Source organism: Microbacterium schleiferi (genome assembly GCF_038150145.1).
GTDB lineage: Bacteria > Actinomycetota > Actinomycetes > Actinomycetales > Microbacteriaceae > Microbacterium > Microbacterium schleiferi_B.
The window spans coordinates 219320-241893 of record NZ_JBBWSA010000006.1; the positions used below are offsets into that span (position 1 = coordinate 219320).

Consider the following 22574-nt stretch of genomic DNA (forward strand, 5'->3'; position numbering starts at 1 on the left):
GAAGACATGACCACCCCCACCGAGAAGCTTGTCGCCGAGGGCGTCAGCATCTGGCTCGACGACCTGTCGCGCGAGCGGATCAACTCCGGCAACCTGGCAGCGCTGATCACCGATCGCAACGTCACCGGCGTCACCACCAACCCGACGATCTTCGCCGGCGCGCTGGCCAAGGGCAGCGCCTACGACGAGACGATCCGGGAGCTGAAGTCCCAGGGCGCCGACACCGAGACGTCGATCTTCACCATCACGACGACCGATGTGCGTGACGCGGCTGACATTTTCCGCCCCGTCTACGACGCGACCGGCGGCGTGGATGGCCGTGTGTCGATCGAGGTCTCCCCCGAGCTCGCGCACGACACCGCCGGAACGATCGCGCAGGCGAAGGAACTGTGGAAGGTCGTCGACCGGCCGAACGCGCTCATCAAGATCCCGGCGACCAAGGCGGGGCTCCCCGCGATCACCGAGGCCATCGCTTCGGGTATTTCGGTCAACGTGACCCTGATCTTCAGCCTCGAGCGCTACGCGGCGGTCATCGACGCGTACCTCACGGGTATCGAGCAGGCCAAGGCGGCCGGACACGACATCAGCACCATTCACTCGGTGGCCTCGTTCTTCGTATCGCGCGTGGACACCGAAGTCGACAAGCGGCTCACGGCTATCGGGACGGATGCCGCAGAGGCGCTGAAGTCACGCGCGGGTATCGCGAACGCGCGACTCGCGTTCGAGCTGTTCGCGAAGGAGTTCGCTACCGAGCGCGCAACGGCGCTCGTGGCCGCCGGCGCCACCGTGCAGCGCCCCCTGTGGGCATCCACGGGAGTGAAGGACCCCGCTCTTCCCGACACGCTGTACGTCACCGAGCTCGTGGCCCGCGGCACCGTGAACACCATGCCCGAGAAGACCCTCGAGGCGACCTTCGATCACGCCGACGTCGTCGGTGACACGATCACCGGCAACTACGCCGATGCTCACGCCGTCTTCGACGGCCTCGCGTCGGTGGGTATCGATTTCGCCGATGTCACGCAGGTGCTCGAGGACGAAGGCGTCGAGAAGTTCATCGCCTCGTGGCACGAACTGCAAGCGACGGTGACAACCGCCCTCGAGAACGCGGACGTCTGAGCCGGCGATGGCATTCGACATCCACCTGACCGGGCACGTCAAGTCAGTCGTCGAGGCGACGCTGCCCGGTCTCATCGGCGATCTCGTCGCCTCCGGCCTGACCGCGGGCGACAGTTCGCTGTGGGGTCCGGATGCCGAGGCCGAGGCATCCCACCGGCTTGGGTGGCTCGAGGCCGTCACGGTCTCGCTGCCACTGGTCCCGCAGATCGTCGCGCTCCGCGAGGAGCTCACTGCCAAGGGACTGACACGCATCGTGCTCGCGGGCATGGGAGGTTCTTCGCTCGCGCCCGAGGTCATCACGCAGACCGCCGGAGTACCGCTCGTCATCCTGGACTCGACAGCACCCGGTCAGGTGCTCGCGGCCCTCGACGGCGACCCCGAGGCCGGCGGCCTCGAGCGCACCGTTCTCGTGGTGTCGTCCAAATCCGGGTCCACGGTCGAGACGGACTCCGCGAAGCGCGCCTTCGAGGCTGCCTTCCGGGATCTCGGTATCGACCCGACCGAGCGGATCATCGTGGTCACCGACCCCGGTTCACCCCTCGACGAAGCAGCTCGCGCCGATGGATACCGGGTGTTCAACGCCGATCCGAACGTCGGCGGGCGGTACTCCGCGCTCACGGCTTTCGGGCTCGTCCCAGCAGGCCTTGCCGGTGTCGACATCGAGGAGTTGCTCGCCGAAGCCGATGCGACGCTGCTTGAAGTGGCGATCGACAGCCCCGAGAACCCCGCGCTGGTGCTCGCCGCAGCGATCGCCGGCGGCGATCCACGACGCGACAAGCTCGCCCTCATCAGCGACGGCACGCACATCGTGGGGCTGCCCGACTGGATCGAGCAGCTGATCGCGGAATCCACCGGGAAGGACGGCACCGGCATCCTGCCCGTCGTCATGCTGCCCGTCTCCCCCGAACTCGAAACCAAGCCCGCAGACCTGCGGGTGCTGCGCCTGGTCGACGAGGCTAACGAGTTCCACCTGTTCGAGCACCACCAGGGCGAGATCCTGGTCAGCGGATCCCTCGGGGCCCAGTTCGTCGTGTGGGAGTACGCCACCGCGATCGCGGGCAGGATGCTGGGAATCAACCCGTTTGATCAGCCCGACGTCGAGTCTGCCAAGGAGGCGACGCGGGGACTCCTCGAGCGCACGCCCGAACCAACGGCACCGGCGTTCACCGTCGAGGGCGTCGAGGTGCGGGTCACGGATGCCGCCCTCGCGGCATCCGGCACGATTGCCGGGGTCCTCGACGCACTGTGGGCACAGCTCCCGGCTGACGGCTACGTCTCGGTGCAGGCTTACGTCAACCGCCTCGCAATCCCCCAACTCCAGGGCCTTCGAGAGCTCGTCGCGGCGGATTCGGGCAGGCCCGCCACGTTCGGCTGGGGCCCCAGGTTCCTGCACTCAACAGGGCAGTATCACAAGGGCGGGCCTGCGAACGGCGTGTTCCTGCAGATTGTGGAGCGCACCGACGTGGATGTCGAGATCCCCGGCCGCCCGTTCACCTTCGGCCAGCTGATCGCCGCGCAGGCCGCGGGCGACGCTGAGGTGTTGGCTGCACACGGGCGTCCCGTTGTCACGCTCACCCTCACCGACCCCCAGGTCGAGGTCCTCTCCCTATTCGAAGCGGCTCAGTAAGGCATCCCACCCGATGACAGTCGAGATCTCTCGCGGGCACAATCCGCTGCGCGACCCTGAAGACGCACGCCTGAATCGGATCGCGGGGCCCAGTGCTCTCGTGATCTTCGGTGTGACCGGCGACCTCTCGCGTAAGAAGCTCATGCCGGCCGTATACGACCTCGCGAACCGTGGCCTGCTCCCGCCCGGGTTCGGTCTCGTCGGGTTTGCCCGCCGAGACTGGGAGGATCAGGACTTCGCCCAGGTCGTGCACGATGCGGTGCGACAGCACGCGCGCACCGCATTCCGCGAAGAGACCTGGCAGCAGTTGCTGCAGGGCATCCGATTCGTTTCGGGCGAGTTCGGCGACGATGACGCCTTTGCGCGGCTGCGCGAGACTGTGCAGAGCCTGGACGAAGAGCGCGGCACCATGGGTAACCACGCGTTCTACCTGTCCATCCCCCCGAAGGACTTTCCGGTTGTCGCTCGTCAGTTGCGCACCTCGGGCCTCGTGGATGACACCGCCGACCGGCCGGAACGGTGGCGCCGAGTCGTCATCGAAAAGCCGTTCGGTCACGACCTCGCCTCGGCCCGCGAGCTCAACGACGCACTGCGCTCGACCTTCCCGGCCGACTCCATTTTCCGGATCGACCACTACCTCGGCAAAGAGACGGTCCAGAACATCCTCGCGCTGCGGTTCGCGAACGAGCTGTTCGAACCCATCTGGAACCGCAACTACGTCGACCACGTGCAGATCACGATGGCCGAAGACATCGGCGTGGGCGGCCGCGCCGGCTACTACGACGGTATCGGGGCGGCGCGCGATGTCATCCAGAACCACCTGCTGCAGCTTCTCGCACTGACGGCAATGGAGGAGCCCATCAGCTTTGATGCGAGCCACCTGCGTGCCGAGAAAGAGAAGGTACTCGCGGCCGTCACGCTTCCCGCAGACCTGTCGCTCGCGACAGCGCGCGGCCAGTACGCCGGCGGCTGGCAGGGTGGCGAGCACGTCACCGGATTCCTCGACGAAGACGGCATGAAGCCGGATTCGACGACCGAGACGTACGCCGCGCTCAAGCTCGAGATCAACACGCGGCGGTGGGCCGACGTGCCCTTCTACCTGCGCACCGGCAAGCGACTGGGCCGCCGTGTGACCGAGATCGCCGTGGTGTTCAAGCGCGCCCCTGAGCACCTGTTCACGCGGTCGCAGACATCCGGGCTCGGTGAGAACGCGCTCGTGATCCGCGTGCAACCGGATGAGGGCGTCACGATCCGCTTCGGCTCCAAGGTGCCCGGCGCGAGCACCCACGTACGCGACGTCACGATGGACTTCGGCTACGGGCACGCCTTCACCGAGGCCAGCCCCGAGGCCTACGAGCGGCTCATTCTCGACGTTCTGCTCGGCGACCCCCCGCTGTTCCCGCGCCACGAAGAGGTCGAGCTCTCGTGGAAGATCCTCGACCCGGTCGAGGATTTCTGGGCACAGCAAGGCGGACCGCTCGACCAATACGAACCTGGGTCCTGGGGGCCGAAGTCGGCAGACCAGCTCCTTGCCCGCGACGGACGCACCTGGAGGCGGCCATGATCGTCGATCTTCCCGATACGACAGTCAGCAAAATCTCCCGCGCACTCATCGACGTGCGTGAGGAGGGCGGTGCCGTAGCGCTGGGACGAGTGCTCACCCTCATCATCGTCACGACGAACGGCGGCACCGAGGACGGCATCGAGGCAGCCAACGACGCCTCGCGCGAGCATCCCATGCGGGTCATCAGCCTGCGCCTCGACCCCGAGGGCGAGCCGAAGCTGGATGCCGAGATCCGCGTGGGCGGCGACGCCGGCGCGAGCGAGGTCGTCGTGTTGCGCGCCTCTGGCGCTGCAGCATCCAACGTCGAGAGCCTCGTGACCGGTCTGCTGCTGCCCGACGCGCCCGTCGTCGTATGGTGGCCAGACAACCCGCCCGCGACTCCCTCCCACTCCCCGCTCGGCCGGATCGCACAGCGACGCATCACGGATGCCTCCACGGTGCCCTACGAGACCTCGCGCGTCGCACACCTCGGCGACTGCTACTCGCCGGGCGACACCGACCTCGCCTGGACGCGCCTCACGCACTGGCGCGAGCAGCTCGCCGCCGTGCTCGACCAGCCGCCGTACGAGCCGATCACCGGCGTGGAGGTTCGGGGCGCTGCAACATCGCCCTCGACTGCGCTGTTGGCTGCGTGGCTGCGTCTCACTCTCGGCGTGCCGGTGGACTGGCACTACCTCTCCGCCGACGAATGGAGCGACGGCATCAAGTCGGTCCGCCTCACACGCGCCAGCGGAGACATCGTTCTCGAGCGTTCCTCAGCCGCGATCGCCCGGTTGTCGCAGCCCGGGCAACCGCAGCATGACCTGGTGCTGCCGCGCCGTACACTGCGCGAGTGCCTCGCCGAGGAGCTGCGCCGACTCGATGCAGACCTCTTGTATGGTCGAGTGATCACCGAGGGCTGGGCGCTGCTCGACCCGACACCGTCGCAGGAGACCCATGGCTGAGATCACGAACGAGAAGCGGGTGCTCATCAGCCCCGACCGGACTGCGCTCGCGGAGTACGTGGCGAACCGGTTCCTGCGCCGTATCGAGAAGCAGGCTGATGAACCCGCCGTTCATGTCTCCCTCACGGGCGGAACCATGGGCATCGCGGTGCTCGAGGCTGCTGCGGCAAGCCCGCGGCTTGCGGGCCTCCGCTTCGACAATGTGCACTTCTGGTGGAGCGACGAACGCTTCGTCCCACGTCACGACTCCGAGCGCAACGACAAGCAGGCACGCGAGGCTCTTCTCGACCGACTGGACATCCCGGTAGGCAACATCCACAGCGTTGCCGCCAGCGATGAAGGCGTGGACCTCGACGAAGCTGCGCGCGCCTATGCGGCAGAGCTCGCGCGCTACGGGCAGCCTGGCGGACCCGCGTGGCCCTCGTTCGACATGTGCTTTCTCGGGGTCGGTCCCGACGCCCACATCGCTTCGCTGTTTCCCGATCACCCCGAGATCCGTGACACCGAGCACGCGGTGCTCCCGGTCCGGAATTCGCCCAAGCCCCCGCCCGAACGCGTGACCTTCACCCGACCGGTGATCAACGCGTCGCAGCGCGTCTGGCTGGTCATGTCCGGCCCTGACAAGGCCGCAGCTCTCGGTCTTGCCCTCGCCGGCGCCAACTACACGAGCGTCCCCGCCGGAGGCGCCAAAGGACGGCGACGCACCGTGTTCTTCGTCGACCGAGAAGCGGCCGAGCAAGTTCCCCCGGAGCTGATCGACCAGGAGTACTGACCATTCATGACAATGGCCCCGGACCTCCCTCAGGGGAGACCGGGGCCATTGTCATGCAGGCTGCCCTGCGAAAAGTCTCAGAGGCCGCGGCGCTCGCGCAGGGACTTCAGCGCGTCATCCAGGAGCGCGTCGGCTTCTTCTTCCGTGCGACGCTCCTTCACGTAGGCAAGGTGCGTCTTGTACGGCTCAGCCTTCGCCAGCTGAGGCGGGTTGTCTTTGTCGCGACCTGCGGGAAGCCCGGAGTGCGGCGAATCGATCGTCTCGGGGATCTCCTCGTCGGGGATGCCAGCCGCGAAGTAGCGCACAGTCTCGTTGCCCAGGGCATCCCAGTACGAGACGGCGACACGGTCTGCGTGATAGCCGTGATCCTGTTCGCCCATGGGTCCGGCACCCACCCGGGTGCCGCGGATTGCATTGCCGCCGGTTGCCATCAGATCACCTGGAACTTCGTAATGAGGCCAAGTCCCACGATGGTGATGAACCATACGAGGGCCAGCACGATCGTGAATCGGTTGAGGTTTCGTTCAGCCAGACCCGAGGACCCCAGAGCCGACGTCATTCCCCCGCCGAACATGTCGGACAGGCCACCGCCTCGGCCCTTGTGCAGCAGGATCAGCAGGGTGAGCAGCAGGCTCGTGATGCCGAGGATCACCTGCAGGATCAGTTCGAGAATCGCCAAGACGTGAAACCTTTCGTCGCGACGGTGTCTCGTCGCACAAGCGTCCAGTATACGGAAAGAGGCGCGCGCTTCGCCTCGGCCCGCCGCGCTGTGGCTGGGCGACCGGTCCTCCGGCTGCCCAGCCACAGCAGTAGTCGGAACGGCCTCAGACGCCGACGTGCTTCTGGTAACGGATGATGGCGGCGAACTCATCCACGACGAGACTCGCACCACCCACCAGCGCGCCATCGACATCCGGCTCGCGCATGAAGCTCGCGATGTTCGCGGCCTTCACCGAGCCGCCGTAGAGCACACGAGTGCGCTCGGCAGCGTCTGCGCTCAACGATTCGGCGACGCCCGCGCGCAGCTTGGCGCAGACATCCTGAGCCTGGTCGGGAGTAGCTGCCTGGCCGGACCCGATCGCCCAGACCGGTTCGTACGCCACAACGATGTCGGCGTCAGCCGGCACGTCAGCAAGAGCGGTCTTCAGCTGCCCGACGGGCACAGCGCTAGCGCCGTACTTCTCGAGGTCCTCCGCGGTCTCACCGACGCAGATGACCGGCACGAGACCGTGTCGCAGCGCAGCCTGAACCTTGCTGGCAACGACCTCGTCGGTCTCGTGGTGGTATTCACGGCGCTCGGAGTGACCGATGATCACGTAGCGCGCGTCGAGCTTCGCAAGAAACGCCCCCGAGATGTCACCGGTGTACGCACCCGAATCCTTCGGCGACAGATCCTGCGCGCCGAGGGCGAACGGGATCTTGTCGGCATCCAGCAGGGTCTGCACGGTCCGCAGATCGGTGAAGGGCGGGAAGACCGCGACCTCGACCGAACCGTCCTCGTGCTTGGCGTCCTTAAGCGTCCAGTGCAGCTTCTGGACGAACGCGACAGCCTGTAGGTGGTCGAGGTTCATCTTCCAGTTGCCGGCGATGAGCGGCGTTCTCACTGCTCCCATCCGAGGACCTCCAGTCCGGGTAGCTTCTTGCCCTCGAGGAACTCGAGGCTCGCCCCACCACCGGTGGAGATGTGGCCGAACTGGTCATCCGTGAAGCCGAGCTGACGCACTGCAGCGGCAGAATCGCCACCGCCGACGACGCTCAGACCATCGACCTCGGTCAGCGCCTGCGCGACGGCCTTGGTTCCCGCGGCGAAGGCAGCCATCTCGAACACACCCATCGGGCCGTTCCAGAACACGGTCTTGCTCGCACGAATCGCGTCGGCGAAGATCTTGGCCGTGTCGGGGCCGATGTCCAGCCCCAGGCCCGTCGCACCGAATGGAGTCTCCTCGAGCGAGTCGGCGGGAGCGACAACGTGCTCCGCGTCGGCGCTGAAGGATGCAGCCATCACGGCGTCCACCGGAAGGACGATCTCAACGCCGCTTTCCTGCGCCGTCGTCATGTACCGGGTGACAGTGTCGATCTGATCCTCTTCGAGCAGGCTCTTGCCGACCTCGTAGCCCTGGGCCTTGAGGAACGTGAACAGCATGCCGCCACCGACCAGGATGCGATCGACCCGCGGGAGCAGGTGCTCGATGACGCCGAGCTTGTCGCTGACCTTCGAGCCGCCGAGCACGACCGTGTACGGGCGCTCAGGCTTCTCGGTGAGGCGGTCGAGGACGTCGACCTCTTTCTCGATCAGGAAGCCCGCCGCAGACGGCAGGATCTCGGCGAGGTCGTACACGCTCGCCTGCTTGCGGTGCACGACGCCGAAGCCATCCGACACCAGGGCGTCGCCGAGCGACGCGAGTTCGCGGGCGAACGCGCCGCGAACCTCGGCATCCTTCGCCGTCTCCCCCGCGTTGAACCGCAGGTTCTCGATGACCGCGACGTCGCCGTCTTCCAGCGCGGCGACGGCGTCGTGGGCCGACTCCCCAACGGTGTCGCGCGCGAACGCGACAGGCTTGCCGAGTAGCTCGGACAGGCGCTGGGCGACAGGCTCCAGGCTGTACTTCGGGTCGGGTGCCCCGTCGGGGCGTCCCAGGTGCGAGCACACGACGAGGCGCGCTCCCTGGTTGATGAGGGCATTGAGCGTGGGAACGGAGGCCCGCACGCGGCCATCGTCCGTTATGACCCCGTCTTTCAACGGAACGTTGAGGTCACAACGGACGATGACGCGCTTGCCGGCCAGCGAACCCAGCGAGTCGAGGGTGCGCAGAGCCATGTCTGTTACCGGATGCCGCGGCTCAGAGCTTGCTGGCGACGAGCTCGGTGAGGTCGACGAGGCGGTTGGAGTAACCCCACTCGTTGTCGTACCAGGCCGAGACCTTCACGAGGTTGCCCGAGACATTGGTCTGACCGGCGTCGAAGATCGACGAGTGCGGGTCGTGAACGATGTCGGTCGAGACGATCGCATCGGTGTTGTACTTCAGGTAGCCAGCCAGAGCACCCTCAGCAGCAGCCTTCTCGTAGGCAGCGTTGATGGTCTCCTTGGTGAGGCCCTCGGCCGGCGTGATGATCGTCAGGTCAACGATCGAACCGGTGGGAACCGGAACGCGGTACGATGAACCGCTCAGCTTGCCGTTGAGCTCGGGCAGCACGAGGCCGATGGCCTTGGCGGCGCCGGTGGCGGCCGGCACGATGTTCAGCGCGGCGGCGCGAGCGCGGTGCAGGTCGCCGTGGGGGCCATCCTGCAGGTTCTGGTCAGCGGTGTACGCGTGAGCGGTCATCATGAAGCCGCGCTCGATGCCGAAGTTGTCGTTGAAGACCTTCGCGAGGGGCGCCAGGCAGTTGGTGGTGCACGAGGCGTTGGAGATGACGTGCATCGTGGCGGGATCGTACTCGCCGTCGTTCACGCCCATGACGAAGGTGCCGTCGACGTCCGTTCCGGGTGCCGAGATGAGGACCTTCTTGGCGCCACCGGCAATGTGCTTGCTCGCGTCAGCTGCCTTGGTGAAGCGGCCGGTCGACTCGATGACGATGTCGACGCCCAGCTCGCCCCACGGGAGGTTCGCGGGGTCGCGCTCTTCGAAGACCTTGATGCTCTTGCCACCGACGGTGATGGAGTCCTCGGTGTACGAGACCTCTTCGCTCAGGCGTCCGCCGACCGAGTCGTACTTGAGGAGGTGGGCGAGCGTCTTGTTGTCGGTGAGGTCGTTCACCGCCACGATGTCGAGGTCCGCGCCCTGCTCCAAGGCTGCGCGGAGGTAGTTGCGTCCGATACGGCCGAAGCCGTTGATACCGATCTTGACAGACACGGTGTCTCCCTGATTCTTATCGCGCCGAAGCGCCGGGGGTCAGCTCCGGATCGACGACCCGGAGAGGGGTGTCATTTGTGGTGTGTTCCAGCAGACAAATGAGGCTGCCGGAGCCCCCGAGCGGGCGAGGGCTCCGCGGCATCCTCACCTGATCATGACCCTAGCAGCAGACCTGCCGTCTTCTCACGAGCCGTGACAAAGCGGTCCTGAACGTTCTGCCAGTTCACGATGCTCCAAAACGCCTTCACGTAGTCAGCCCGGACGTTCTTGTAGTCGAGGTAGTACGCGTGCTCCCACACGTCGAGCATGAGCAGCGGAACGCTGGCGGCGGCGAGCTGGCCCTGCTGATCGAAGATCTGCTGGATGATGAGGCGCTGACCGATCGAGTCCCAGAACAGTGCAGCCCAGCCCGAGCCCTGCACGCCGAGAGCAGCGGCAGTGAAGTGAGCCTGGAACTTGTCGAACGAGCCGAAGTACTCGTCGATGGCTGCGGCGAGTTCGCCGGTCGGCTTGTCGCCGCCATCCGGCGACATGTTCGTCCAGAAGATCGAGTGGTTGGTGTGACCACCGAGGTTGAACGAGAGGTCCTTCTCGAGCTTGTTGACGTTGGCGAGGTTGCCGGTCTCGCGGGCCTCGGCGAGCTGCTCCAGAGCGGTGTTGGCGCCAGTCACGTACGCCTGGTGGTGCTTGTCGTGGTGCAGCTGCATGATCGTCGCACTGATGTGCGGCTCGAGAGCCGCGTAATCGTACGGGAGGTCAGGCAGGGTGTAGGTGGCCATATGCTCTTCTCTTCCTGTCGTCGCGGCGCCAGGAATGCCCCGGCGTCGCTGGGGTGACAACTGTCATCCTAGTGAGCCGCAGCACCCGGTCGGCGGGTCTTGCGCGAGAAGAGAACAACAGTTACAGCGCTGTTCCCTGCCGGCGCGATCAGTCGAGGGCGGACGCCGGAACGGCCGATTCGGTTCCGGGAATACCCTCGGCTGCCGCCTTCTTGTCGGCCATCGCAAGCAGGCGACGGATGCGGCCGGCCACGGCGTCCTTTGTGAGCGGCGGATCGGCGTGGTGACCCAGCTCGTCGAGACTCGCGTCGCGGTGCGCAAGCCGCAGATCACCGGCCTCGCGCAGGTGATCCGGGATGTCTTCACCGAGGATCTCGAGCGCTCGCTCCACGCGGGCACACGCGGCCACCGCGGCCTGAGCCGACCGACGCAGGTTCGCGTCGTCGAAGTTCACGAGCCGGTTGACGCCGGCGCGAACCTCCCGACGCTGACGCATCTCGTCCCAGTGTGCAGCGACCTGGCGTGCACCCATGACGGCCAGTGCCGTGCGGATGGCATCCCCTTCGCGTACGACAACGCGCGGTGCACCGCGCACCTCGCGCGCCTTCGCGCCGATGCCGAGACGGTGCGCTGCCCCGACCAGGGCCATCGCCGCTTCCGAGGAGGGGCACAGCACATCCAGCGACGCGGATCGTCCCGGGTCGGTCAGGGCGCCGGCGCCCAGGAATGCGCCGCGCCATACGGCGGCGAGGTCGCCTCGCGAACCCGTCGTGAGCTTGTTGGGAAGACCCCTCACGGGCCGGCGCCGCTGGTCGAGCAGACCGGTTTGACGAGCAAGCGTCTCTCCCCCGTCGATGACGCGCACCGCGAAGAGGGCCCCTGCCCGCGAACCGGATCCCTGCGTCTGGACGATCTCGGGCCGGACACCGTAGAGCTCCATGAGCTCTCGGGCGACCCGCCGAGCAAGCGCCTCCGAGTCAACCTCGGCCTCGACAGCGACGCGGTTGGCGATGGAGTGGAGGCCTCCGGCGAAGCGGATCAGTGATGTCAGCTCAGCGACCCGGGCGCTGGGAAGCGGATCCCGGACTGCAATGAGCTCTGCTTTGACATCGGCCGTCAGCGACACGGGGCTCCTTTCGAGGGTGCCGGCTCGGCCGGCGGATGACGCTCTAGCCTACTCGGGCGCACCCCTCGAATTCTCGGCTGTCTCCTGGTTCGGCTCTACTCTCGGCCAAGGTCGCGGTGCTTCACACGCACGGCGACCCCTGCCTCGTCGGCCAGTCGCCGGGCGAGTTCCTCGACCACGACGACAGAGCGGTGTTTGCCTCCTGTGCATCCGACAGCGACGACCGAGTGCCGCTTGTTTTCGCGCTGATAGCCCTGCAACACGGGCTGCAAGGCTGCGGCGTAGGCATCCACGAATTCCCGAGCCCCGGGCTGGGCGAGCACGTATTCGCGCACCTGCGGGTCCTGCCCCGTGAAAGCCCGAAGCGAGGGGTCCCAGTACGGATTGGGAAGGAACCGCATGTCGGCGACCATGTCGGCATCCGTCGGCAGACCGTACTTGAAGCCGAAACTCATGATCGTGAGCATGTGCCGAGCTGCCCCCTCGTCCGAGAAGAGCTCGAAGATCCGCGTCGCGAGCTGGTGCACGTTCAGCGAGGACGTGTCCACGACGACGTCGGCGCGCTCTCGAATCTCCGAAAGGCGCTCTCGCTCGGTGCGGATGCCGTCGATGAGGGTTCCTTCGCCCTGCAGGGGATGCGGGCGCCTGACGGCTTCGAACCGCCGCACGAGCACATCGTCCGACGCGTCCAAGAACACGATCCGCACGTTGCGACGGGAGCGCAACTCCCCGACCTCGGCCGGAAGGGCGGTGAACAGGTCCCGGCCGCGAACGTCGACTACGGCGGCGACCTTCGGCAGCGCGGATGCCGCGATCTCGGACAACTCGAGCATCGGCTTGAGCATCTGCGGTGGCAGGTTGTCGACGACATACCAGCCGAGGTCTTCGAGGGCGTTTGCAGCAGTTGAGCGCCCGGCGCCGGACATTCCGGTCAGGATGAGCACATCGCTCGTGGCGGCTGTCGTCTGGTCCATCGGGACCTCTCGTCCTGTGGTGGCGCGGTCTGCGGGCTCGTCAGGCACCGGGCCTCCCGAGCACGGCCAGCCTATCGACTCGCCAGGTGCGCGTGGATCGTGGCGGCAAGCTTCGGGCCGACGCCGGGAAGTTCCTGAATCTCCTCGGGCGTTGCGTTCTTGAGCGCGGTAACCGATCCGAAGTGGCGAAGCAACGCCCGGATACGGGCATCGCCGAGCCCGGGGATCTCGGCGAGCACGGTCTGGATGTCGCGCTTGCGCTTGCCTCGCTGCTTGGTGATAGCGAAGCGATGGGCTTCGTCGCGCAACCGCTGCAGGAGGTACAGCGCCTCGCTGGTGCGCGGCAGGATCACCGGATAGTCCTCTCCGGGGAGCCACACCTCCTCGAGACGCTTGGCGATGCCGCACAGAGCGATCTCGGAATGGCCCGCGTCGGCTAGCGCCCGTGCCGCGGCGTTGACCTGTGGCTTGCCGCCGTCGACGACGAGCAGCTGTGGGCGGTAGGCGAAGCGGGGGCGGCTGCGGGCCGTCACGACGGTACCCTCGGCGGTCGGATCCGAGCTGACGGATGGCTTGGTCGCGGCATCCGTCTCGCCCGTCGCGGTTTCGGTGTCAGGCGCCGCATCCCGCTCGTCGTCGATATATGCAAGTCGGCGCATGAGCACTTGATAGAGCGAGTCGGTGTCGTCGGTGGTCTGCGCAACACCGAAGCTTCGGTACTGGTCCTTGCGTGGCAGCCCGTCTTCGAACACGACCATGGAGGCCACCACATTCGTGCCGCTGAGGTGCGAGACGTCATAGCACTCGATCCGCAGCGGCGCTTCGTCGAGACCCAGCGCCTCCTGCAGATCGGTGAGCGCCTGAGAACGCGCGACATAGTCGCTCGTGCGCCGTGTCTTGTGCAGCAGAAGCGCCTGTTGCGCGTTCAGCGCCGCGTTCTTCATGAGGTCGGCCTTCGCGCCGCGCTGCGCGATCTGGATCGTGACGTTCGTGCCGCGCTTCTCACGAAGCCAGGCCTCCAGTTCTGCGGCATCGTCAGGAAGGGCCGGGACCAGCACCTGCCGGGGAATGTCGGCGCTTCCCGAGGGGCCGTACGTCCGCTGCAGGATCTGGTCGACGAGCTCTCCCCCGCTGATGTCCAGTTCCTTCTCGATCGTCGTCGCCCGCACGCCGCGCACACGACCGCCACGGATGACGAAGTGCTGCACGGCGGCGGCGAGCTCATCCTCCGCAATGCCGAAGAGGTCGGCATCCGTGTCATCGGGCAACACGAGCGCACTCTTGTTCAGGACAGCCTCGATCGCCTGGAGCCGGTCGCGAAAGACCGCGGCAGACTCGTAATCCATCGCAGCTGACGCTTCCTTCATCCGGGCAGTCAGCTGCCGGGTGAACCGCTGATCACCACCGGACATGAACGCGACGAAATCGTCGACGATCGCGCGGTGCTCCTCGATTGTCACGCGGCCCGAGCACGGCCCGCCGCAGCGGCCGATCTGGCCGGGGAAGCAGGGCCGACCGGTGGCCATCGCCCGCTTGTACGACGAGTCGCTGCACGTGCGGATCGGGAACACCTTGATCATGAGGTCGATGACCTCGTGTACCGCCCACACCTTGGGGTACGGCCCGAAGTACTTTGCGCCGCGGATCTTGTGGTTTCGCGTGACCATGACCCTCGGAGCCTCATCGGCAAGGGTGACAGCCATGTACGGATAGGACTTGTCGTCCTTGTAGCGCACGTTGAACGGCGGCGAGAACTCCTGGATCCACATGTACTCCAGTTGCAGCGCCTCGACGTCGCTGCCGACCACCGTCCATTCGACGCCGGTGGCCGTGGTGACCATCCGTCTGGTGCGCTCATGGAGAGTGTGTAACGGCGCGAAGTAGTTCGAGAGCCTGGCCCGCAGGTTCTTGGCCTTGCCGACGTAAAGAATGCGACCAGCGTCGTCGCGGAACCGGTAAACGCCCGGATTGGTCGGGATCTCCCCCGGTGCCGGCCGGTACGCGAGCTGAGGATGGGTGGCGCGAGCCACGCTCAACCCGCCTTGCGAGCCGCCGGCGCGTCGTGGGCGTCGAAAAGCTCGGCCAGGAACTGTCCGGTGTGACTTTCGGGAACCGCCGCGACCTGCTCGGGCGTTCCGGTCGCGATGATCTCGCCGCCGCCCGAACCACCTTCGGGGCCCAGATCGATGATCCAGTCGGCCGACTTGATCACGTCGAGGTTGTGCTCGATCACGATCACCGTGTTGCCCTTGTCGACCAAACCGTTCAAGACTTCCAGGAGGCGACGGACGTCTTCGAAGTGCAGTCCCGTGGTGGGCTCGTCGAGCACGTAGATGCTGCGTCCGTTGCTTCGCCGCTGGAGTTCGGTGGCGAGTTTCACGCGCTGCGCCTCACCGCCTGAGAGGGTCGTCGCTGACTGGCCGAGCCGCACGTAGCCGAGGCCGACGTCGACGAGGGTCTTCATGTACCGGTGGATGGCCTGGATGGGCTCGAAGAATTCAGCTGCCTCGGCGATCGGCATCTCCAGGACCTCGGCGATGTTCTTGCCCTTGTAGTGCACCGCGAGCGTGTCGCGGTTGTAGCGCTTCCCGTGGCAGACCTCGCAGTCCACGTAGACGTCGGGCAGGAAGTTCATCTCGATCTTGATGGTGCCGTCGCCCGAGCACGCCTCGCAGCGTCCGCCCTTGACGTTGAAGCTGAAACGGCCGGGCTGGTAACCGCGCGCCTTGGCTTCCGGCGTCTCGCTGAAGAGGGTGCGGATGCGATCGAAAACGCCCGTGTAGGTGGCCGGGTTCGAGCGCGGTGTTCGCCCGATCGGAGCCTGATCGACGTGCACGACCTTGTCGAGGTTGTCGAGACCCGTCACGCGCGTGTGTTTGCCGGGAACCGTTCGTGCCCCGTTGAGCCTCGCGGCGAGCACCTGATAGAGGATGTCGTTCACAAGCGACGACTTGCCCGAGCCGCTCACACCGGTGACCGCCGTGAGGACACCGAGCGGGAACTGGGCACTGACCTGCTTGAGGTTGTTCTCGCGAGCGCCGACGACTTCCAGCATCCGCTTCTTGTCGATCTTGCGGCGCTTGCGTGGCGTCGGGATGCTGCGGCGACCGGCAAGGTAATCGCCCGTGATCGAGTCGGAGTCGGCGAGGAGTTCGGCCAGGGGTCCGGAGTGCACGACGTGACCGCCGTCGACGCCGGCACGGGGCCCGATGTCGACGATCCAGTCGGCGGCGTGGATCGTCTCCTCGTCGTGCTCGACGACGATGAGGGTGTTACCGAGGCCCTTCAGCTTGAGGAGCGTCTCGATGAGGCGTCGGTTGTCGCGCTGGTGCAGGCCGATCGAGGGCTCATCGAGGACGTAGAGCACGCCGGTCAGTCCCGATCCGATCTGGGTAGCGAGACGGATGCGTTGCGCCTCGCCGCCCGAGAGCGAACCTGCCGAACGGCTGAGGTTCAAGTAGTTCAGGCCGACCTGGATGAGGAATTCGAGGCGCGCCCGGATCTCGCGGAGCACCGCGGCAGCGATCATCGCCTCGCGCTCGGTGAGTTCGAGGTTCGCGAAGTACTGCTGCGCATCAGCGAGGCTCAGGCGTGAGGCATCCGCGATCGAATGCCCGTGCACGAGCACCGCGAGGACCTCGGGCTTCAGGCGGTCGCCGTTGCACGCGGGGCAGGGAACTTCGCGCAGGTACTCCGACCAGCGCTGCCGCTGCGCGTCGGACTCGGCCTGTACGTACTGGCGCTCGATGTAGGGCACGACGCCCTCGAACCCCGAGGTGTACCGCATTTCGCGACCGTAGCGGTTCTTCCACTTGACGTTGACCTTGAAGTTCTCGCCGTGCAGGACCGCGTTCTGAACCTCGGCCGTGAGCTCCCGCCAGGGGGTGTCGAGCGAAAAGTCGAGGTCGTCAGACAGACCTTCGAGCAGGCGCTCGTAGTACTGGAACAGTCCCTTGCCCTGCGTCGTCCACGGAATGAGGACGCCCTCGCGAATCGAGAGCTCGGGGTCGCCCAGCATGAGCTCGACATCCACCGACATCCGGGTACCCAGGCCAGAGCATGTCGGGCAGGCGCCGAACGGGGCATTGAACGAGAACGTCCGCGGCTCGATCTCTGTCAGCTGCAGCGGGTGACCGTTCGGGCACGAGAGCTTTTCACTGAAGGACTGCCACGCGTCGTCGCCCTCTTCGTCGACGAAGTTGACCTGCATGATGCCGCCGGCAAGTCCGAGCGCCGTCTCGACGGAGTCGGTGACGCGACTCAGGATGTCGGGGCCTGCGACGAGGCGGTCAACGACTACCGCGATGTCGTGCTTGTAGCTCTTCTTGAGGGTGGGGGGCTCGGCGAGCTGGATGAGATCCCCGTCGACCACGGCACGGGCGTAGCCCTTCGCGGAGAGCTCCTTGAAGAGGTCGACGAACTCCCCCTTCTTCTGGCTCACCACGGGCGCGACGATCTGGTACCGCGTGCGTTCGGGCAGTTCCATGAGCTGGTCGGCGATCTGCTGCACCGTCTGGCGCTGGATCTGCGCACCGCACTCGGGGCAGTGCGGGACCCCGATCCGGGCCCACAGCAGACGCATGTAGTCGTGGATCTCGGTGATCGTGCCGACCGTCGAACGCGGGTTGCGGTTGGTGGACTTCTGATCGATCGAGACGGCGGGGCTCAGCCCCTCGATGAAATCGACATCTGGCCGGTCGACCTGACCGAGGAACTGGCGCGCGTAGGAACTCAGCGACTCGATGTAGCGACGCTGCCCCTCGGCGAAGATCGTGTCGAACGCGAGGCTCGATTTTCCGGACCCCGACAGCCCCGTGAACACGACCAGGGAGTCGCGCGGGATGTCGAGATCGACGTCCTTGAGGTTGTGGACGCGGGCGCCGCGAACACTCAGTGTTCCACTGCTGTAGGCATGCGAAGAGACGGGGACGATGGGCACCCGTCAAGTGTAGGTGTGGCCTCCGACATCGGCTCCGGAGTGCGCTTCCGGCGTACCGCCGACACCCATTTCGGTCGCGCCTTGATGCGGGTCGGTCGGCTCAGCGCCCGCAAAACGACGCGACCGAAACAAGGGTTGGCTCTGTAAGGGGCTGGGATGTCAGGGGCAGTGCATGAGGGGCTTGTCGCCAGAGCGATCGAACGTGTGGCGATTCATCGGCTGATGACACAGTGGGCAGGCGCGCTCGGCGCGCTCCTCTGCGCTCGGGCCCGGTTCCAGCGGGCTCACCTGAGGCGGCCCGGCCACACGGATGAGGTTGGTGTTGAACCAGATGTACCAACCGCCTGCCTCGCGCACTCGCTCACGGAGTGGTCGCTTCGGCGCCTCATTCGTTCGCGTCATGATGTTTAGTGTACTAACGGATTGCTAGACTGGCCACATGTCCGACGAGGAAGATCTGCTGAAGCTCGACAATCAGGTGTGCTTCGCACTGGTGACGGCCGCACGAAACGTCGTGTCGATCTACCGTCCGATTCTCGAACCGCTGGGCTTGACGCATCCGCAGTATCTTGTGATGCTCGCGCTCTGGGAGCAGTCTCCGCGTTCACTCGGCGAACTAGCCGACGAACTCGCCATGGAGCCCGCAACCCTCTCCCCCCTCGTCAAGCGCCTCGAAGCGCAGGGCCGTGTGACGCGCACGCGCAGAACGGATGACGAGCGGGTGCTCGACATCGGGCTGACAGCTGAGGGGCGCGCGCTACGCGAGCAGGCCCTCGAGGTTCCGCGCCGCATCATGTCGGTCACCGGCCTGGGCATCGAGCAACTCAGGGAGCTCCGCAACGGGCTGCAGCCGTTCGCAGGACGGATGCCGCACCTCGCCGGTTGAGGCATCCGTCGAGCCCCGCCCCGGCAGCCGGGATGCCGCACCGATCCGGACGGTCGTAACGGCGCACGATCCGCCCGACACGCCGAGATCTCACCCCCGGCCCCGGCGCGTCGCGACAAGCATGCGCCGTTACGACAGGCCGGGCCACTCAGCCGCTGGCAGCCTGGCGGCTATGATCCGATGGTGATGCGGCCGGCGCCGTCGAGCGGCCAGCCGGGATTGTGTGCCACCTTCCACGGATGACCATCGGGTCGATGAAGACACCGGAATAGCCTCCCCACGGCGTTGCGGCACCAGGACGCCCAAGCCGGGCACCGGCCGCCACTGCGGCGCTGAGGATCGAATCCACATCGGCGGGTGACCGCACGTTGTGGGCGAGAGTCACGCCGCCCCACCCGCCGGCGTCGTCGACCATCGAGTCCGCAGCGAGTTCGGCGCGGCTCCACAGCGCGAACGCGGAGCCGTCGAGCTGATGGAAGGCCACGACACCAGGAACCGAACCCGGATGAGGTTCCCACCCCAGTACGCGGTAGAAGCCGATGGCACGCTCGAGGTCGGCGACGCCAAGGTGATGAGACTCAGGCGCTGTTCCATTGCTCCTCCGCTACGCGTGGCCGGCGCGCTCCATGGCTCGCAGTTCCTTCTTCAGGTCCTGCAGTTCATCGCGCAGGCGCGCGGCAAGCTCGAACTTCAGCTCCCCGGCCGCCGCGAGCATCTGGTCGGAGAGATCCCCGATCATCGCCTCGAGCTGGGTCGCGCCCTCGGCTGCGATCCCCTCGCGGCGCAGGTTCGGTGTGGGGCTCTTGCCCTTGCCGTTCTTGGATGCCGCGGCATCCTTGCGGTTCAGCATCGCCTTCGTGTCGGCGCCCTCGCGAATCAGAGCATCGGTGATGTCGGCGATCTTCTTGCGCAGCGGCTGCGGGTCGATGCCGTGTTCCTTGTTGTACGCGACCTGCTTCTCGCGACGGCGATCGGTCTCGTCGATCGCCGCACGCATGGAGTCGGTGATCGTGTCGGCGTACATGTGCACCTGCCCCGACACGTTGCGGGCAGCACGTCCGATCGTCTGGATGAGGGATGTTCCCGACCGCAGGAACCCCTCTTTGTCGGCATCCAGGATGGACACGAGCGAAACCTCGGGAAGGTCGAGGCCTTCGCGAAGGAGATTGATGCCGACGAGCACGTCGTAGACGCCCGCGCGCAGCTCGCTGAGCAGCTCGACGCGGCGCAGGGTGTCGACGTCGGAGTGGAGGTAGCGCACCCGCACCCCGTGTTCGCCCAGGAAGTCGGTGAGCTCCTCGGCCATCTTCTTCGTGAGGGTCGTCACGAGCACGCGCTCGTCGCGCTCGACTCGGATGCGGATCTCTTCGAGCAGGTCGTCGATCTGCCCCTTGGACGGCTTGATCACAATCTCGGGGTCCACGAGACCGGTCGGACGGATGATCTGCTCGACCACCCCATCGGCGATACCCATCTCGTAGCGTCCGGGCGTGGCAGACAGATATACCGTCTGGCCGACGCGGTTCTTGAACTCGTCGAAGCGCAGCGGGCGGTTATCGAGCGCCGACGGTAGGCGGAAGCCGTGGTCGACGAGGGTGCGCTTGCGGGAGGCATCCCCCTCGTACATTGCTCCGATCTGCGGCACGGTGACGTGGGACTCGTCGATCACGAGGAGGAAGTCGTCGGGGAAGAAGTCCAGCAGCGTGTGCGGCGGCTCCCCCGGTTGGCGACCGTCGAGGTGCCGCGAGTAGTTCTCGATGCCCGAGCAGAAGCCCAGCTGCTGCAGCATTTCGAGATCGAAGGTCGTGCGCATCCGCAGGCGCTGGGCCTCGAGCAGTTTCTGCTGGGACTCGAGCTCCTTCAACCGCGACGCAAGCTCATCTTCGATCGTGCCGATCGCGCGCTGCACCGTGTCGGTTCCGGCCACATAGTGCGAGGCGGGGAAGATCGGCACCGAATCCATCTTCTGGATGACATCGCCCGTGAGCGGATGCAGCAGATAGAGCGCCTCGATCTCGTCGCCGAACAGCTCGATGCGGATGGCGTACTCCTCGTACACCGGGATGATCTCGATCGTGTCGCCACGGACGCGGAAGTTGCCGCGCGAGAAGTCGACGTCGTTGCGGTTGTACTGCATCGCGATGAACTTGCGGATAAGGGCGTCGCGGTCATACCGCTCCCCCACCTGCAGCGCGACCATCGCCCGCAAATACTCCTCGGGAGCACCGAGACCGTAGATACACGACACCGTCGAGACGACGACCACGTCGCGGCGTGAGAGCAGCGAGTTGGTCGTCGAGTGACGAAGGCGCTCGACCTCGGCGTTGATCGACGAGTCCTTCTCGATGAAGGTATCGGTCTGCGGGACGTAGGCCTCGGGTTGGTAGTAGTCGTAGTACGACACGAAGTACTCGACGGCGTTGTTCGGCATGAGTTCGCGGAACTCGTTGGCCAGCTGCGCGGCCAGCGTCTTGTTGTGCGCCATGACAAGGGTCGGGCGCTGTACCTGCTCGATCAGCCAGGCCGTGGTCGCGGACTTGCCCGTTCCCGTCGCACCGAGCAGCACGACATCCGTCTCGCCGGCGTTGATGCGCGCTGCGAGTTCGGCGATCGCCTGCGGCTGGTCACCGGACGGGGAGTACTCGCTGACGACTTCGAAGGGCCTGACGGATCGTGTGGTTTGCACCCTTCCAGGGTAGGCGTGCCCTCCGACGTCGAGGCCGTCGCTGCATCCGCACTCCAGCGCGAGGGGTTCCGGCAGCAAAGACGCTGCGGGCGCGAAGAAGGATGCCTACCCTGGAGGGGTGCTCGAGTTCTTCGTGGGATCCGGTCTTGCCGCAGCGGCGGGGCTGAACGCGTGGATGCCGCTGCTGGTACTCGGGCTCGCGAACCGCTTCTTCGACGCGATCGAGCTGCCAGCAGGGTGGGCGTGGCTGTCGAGCGACATCGCTCTCTGGATCATCGGTTCGCTGCTCGTCCTGGAGATCGTCGCCGACAAGGTGCCGGTGGTCGACTCCATCAACGATGCCGTGCAGACCGTGATCCGCCCCGCATCCGGTGGGATTGCGTTCGGCGCCGGAGCAAGCGCCGAGACCGTTCGCGTCGATGACCCGAGCGCGTTCTTCGCGAACCAGAACTGGGTGGCCATCGGCATCGGGGTTGCGATCGCGCTCGCTATCCACGTCGTCAAGGCATCCATTCGCCCCGTCGCAAACGCGGCGACGGCCGGTGTGGCCGCCCCGATCGTCAGCACCGTCGAGGATGTCTCGAGTCTCGCACTCTCGATCTTTGCGATCGTGCTGCCGATCCTCGGATTCCTGCTGCTGATCGGCGCGATCGTGGCGGCAGTCGTGGTGATCCCGCGTTGGCGACGTCAGCGCGATCGGCGTGCGGCGATCCGCAACGGCAACGCTTCCCAGAGCACGTCGACCTGATCTCGGGTCTGCGCGAGAGTTCCTGTCGTGTCGATCACGACGTCGGCAACGGCCAGGCGTGCCTCGTCGGGAACCTGCGACGCGATCCGGGATGCAGCATCCTGCCGGCTCATTCCGCGCAGGTCGACCAGGCGCTGTTCGCGTAGCTCGGCGGGAGCGTGCGCGACGACGACCAGTTCCCACGGGTCGTCGACCCGCGCCTCGACGAGCAGCGGCACGTCGTACACGACGACGGCGTCGGGATCGGCGGCAAAGGCCTGCCCGAAGCGGCGAGCCGACTCCTCCCGCACGGCGGGATGAACGATCGCGTTGAGCACGGCGAGCCGGTCCGCGTCTCCGAACACGAGGGAGCCGAGCGCGGCGCGATCCAGCGCTCCGTCGACCGTGAGGATGCCGTCACCGAACTCGTCGGCGATGCGGTCGAGCACCGGCGACCCCGTGCTCTGCACATCACGGACTACCTGATCGGCGTCGACGATCACGGCTCCGAGCTCAGCCAGCCGTGATGCCACGGTGGATTTGCCCGCCGCGATTCCCCCGGTGAGTGCGATCAGGGGCATGA

21 protein-coding genes are annotated in these 22574 nt (G+C 66.3%); 7 read left to right on the forward strand and 14 right to left on the reverse strand.

Going from position 1 to position 22574, the window contains the following annotated elements:
• The first annotated feature begins 6 nt into the window (after positions 1-6).
• Genes tal through pgl form a run of 5 tightly spaced genes read left to right on the forward strand, consistent with a single transcriptional unit; the run spans position 7 to position 6023 of the window.
• Positions 7-1116, forward strand: a complete 1110-nt coding sequence (tal, locus tag AADH62_RS08910) for a transaldolase (RefSeq protein ID WP_341579124.1) — start codon at positions 7-9, stop codon at positions 1114-1116.
• A 7-nt stretch (positions 1117-1123) separates the two neighbouring features.
• The gene (locus tag AADH62_RS08915; RefSeq protein WP_341579125.1) at positions 1124-2743 is read left to right on the forward strand and encodes a glucose-6-phosphate isomerase; all 1620 of its coding nucleotides are present in this window, start codon (positions 1124-1126) and stop codon (positions 2741-2743) included.
• Between the two features lie 13 nt (positions 2744-2756).
• Positions 2757-4307 (forward strand): glucose-6-phosphate dehydrogenase, encoded by a 1551-nt coding sequence (zwf, locus tag AADH62_RS08920; protein ID WP_341579127.1) that lies wholly within the window; start codon positions 2757-2759, stop codon positions 4305-4307.
• Complete coding sequence (locus AADH62_RS08925; RefSeq protein WP_292711324.1) at positions 4304-5251, forward strand: glucose-6-phosphate dehydrogenase assembly protein OpcA; 948 nt, start codon at positions 4304-4306, stop codon at positions 5249-5251. The genes zwf and AADH62_RS08925 overlap by 4 nt, the downstream gene beginning before the upstream one ends.
• The gene (pgl, locus tag AADH62_RS08930; RefSeq protein ID WP_292711322.1) at positions 5244-6023 is read left to right on the forward strand and encodes a 6-phosphogluconolactonase; all 780 of its coding nucleotides are present in this window, start codon (positions 5244-5246) and stop codon (positions 6021-6023) included. The genes AADH62_RS08925 and pgl overlap by 8 nt, the downstream gene beginning before the upstream one ends.
• 77 nt (positions 6024-6100) lie before the next feature.
• Here the strand turns inward: pgl and AADH62_RS08935 are convergent, their stop codons facing one another.
• The 11 genes from AADH62_RS08935 to AADH62_RS08985 form a co-directional block, all read right to left on the reverse strand.
• Positions 6101-6454 carry an RNA polymerase-binding protein RbpA gene (locus AADH62_RS08935; RefSeq protein ID WP_292711320.1) on the reverse strand — a complete coding sequence of 118 codons (354 nt, stop codon included), beginning with the start codon at positions 6452-6454 and terminating at the stop codon, positions 6101-6103.
• Positions 6454-6702, reverse strand: coding sequence for a preprotein translocase subunit SecG (gene secG, locus AADH62_RS08940; RefSeq protein WP_292711318.1), 249 nt, complete (start codon positions 6700-6702; stop codon positions 6454-6456). The genes AADH62_RS08935 and secG overlap by 1 nt, the downstream gene beginning before the upstream one ends.
• Before the next feature lie 145 nt (positions 6703-6847).
• Entirely contained in the window at positions 6848-7636 is a 789-nt protein-coding gene (gene tpiA / locus AADH62_RS08945; protein WP_341579130.1) for a triose-phosphate isomerase, read from the reverse strand.
• Positions 7624-8841 (reverse strand): phosphoglycerate kinase, encoded by a 1218-nt coding sequence (locus AADH62_RS08950; RefSeq protein ID WP_341579131.1) that lies wholly within the window; start codon positions 8839-8841, stop codon positions 7624-7626. Before AADH62_RS08950 ends, tpiA begins: the two co-directional genes overlap by 13 nt.
• Before the next feature lie 22 nt (positions 8842-8863).
• A complete protein-coding gene (gene gap / locus AADH62_RS08955; protein ID WP_341579132.1) occupies positions 8864-9874 on the reverse strand; it encodes a type I glyceraldehyde-3-phosphate dehydrogenase in 1011 nt (336 codons plus the stop codon).
• Positions 9875-10026: 152 nt separating this feature from the next.
• Positions 10027-10653 carry a superoxide dismutase gene (locus AADH62_RS08960; protein ID WP_341579134.1) on the reverse strand — a complete coding sequence of 209 codons (627 nt, stop codon included), beginning with the start codon at positions 10651-10653 and terminating at the stop codon, positions 10027-10029.
• 148 nt (positions 10654-10801) lie between these two features.
• The gene (whiA, locus tag AADH62_RS08965) at positions 10802-11779 is read right to left on the reverse strand and encodes a DNA-binding protein WhiA (RefSeq protein ID WP_341579135.1); all 978 of its coding nucleotides are present in this window, start codon (positions 11777-11779) and stop codon (positions 10802-10804) included.
• 95 nt (positions 11780-11874) lie between these two features.
• Positions 11875-12753, reverse strand: coding sequence for an RNase adapter RapZ (gene rapZ / locus AADH62_RS08970; protein ID WP_341579187.1), 879 nt, complete (start codon positions 12751-12753; stop codon positions 11875-11877).
• Positions 12754-12824: 71 nt separating this feature from the next.
• Positions 12825-14783, reverse strand: a complete 1959-nt coding sequence (uvrC, locus tag AADH62_RS08975; protein ID WP_341579136.1) for an excinuclease ABC subunit UvrC — start codon at positions 14781-14783, stop codon at positions 12825-12827.
• Between the two features lie 2 nt (positions 14784-14785).
• Entirely contained in the window at positions 14786-17692 is a 2907-nt protein-coding gene (uvrA, locus tag AADH62_RS08980; RefSeq protein ID WP_341579138.1) for an excinuclease ABC subunit UvrA, read from the reverse strand.
• A 159-nt stretch (positions 17693-17851) separates the two neighbouring features.
• Positions 17852-18094, reverse strand: a complete 243-nt coding sequence (locus AADH62_RS08985) for a hypothetical protein (protein WP_341579139.1) — start codon at positions 18092-18094, stop codon at positions 17852-17854.
• Between the two features lie 37 nt (positions 18095-18131).
• Here AADH62_RS08985 and AADH62_RS08990 point away from each other — a divergent pair, with 37 nt between their 5' ends.
• Positions 18132-18578: a MarR family transcriptional regulator gene (locus AADH62_RS08990; protein ID WP_341579140.1), complete on the forward strand. Its 447-nt coding sequence runs from the start codon at positions 18132-18134 to the stop codon at positions 18576-18578.
• A 148-nt stretch (positions 18579-18726) separates the two neighbouring features.
• Here the strand turns inward: AADH62_RS08990 and AADH62_RS08995 are convergent, their stop codons facing one another.
• Positions 18727-19119, reverse strand: coding sequence for a VOC family protein (locus tag AADH62_RS08995; RefSeq protein WP_341579189.1), 393 nt, complete (start codon positions 19117-19119; stop codon positions 18727-18729).
• Between the two features lie 63 nt (positions 19120-19182).
• Entirely contained in the window at positions 19183-21264 is a 2082-nt protein-coding gene (gene uvrB, locus AADH62_RS09000; RefSeq protein WP_341579142.1) for an excinuclease ABC subunit UvrB, read from the reverse strand.
• Positions 21265-21382: 118 nt separating this feature from the next.
• Here uvrB and AADH62_RS09005 point away from each other — a divergent pair, with 118 nt between their 5' ends.
• Positions 21383-22012: a DUF4126 domain-containing protein gene (locus tag AADH62_RS09005; protein ID WP_341579143.1), complete on the forward strand. Its 630-nt coding sequence runs from the start codon at positions 21383-21385 to the stop codon at positions 22010-22012.
• Here the strand turns inward: AADH62_RS09005 and coaE are convergent.
• A complete protein-coding gene (gene coaE, locus AADH62_RS09010; RefSeq protein WP_341579145.1) occupies positions 21952-22572 on the reverse strand; it encodes a dephospho-CoA kinase in 621 nt (206 codons plus the stop codon). The two genes, AADH62_RS09005 and coaE, sit on opposite strands and share 61 nt — an antisense overlap.
• Positions 22573-22574 lie beyond the last annotated feature (2 nt).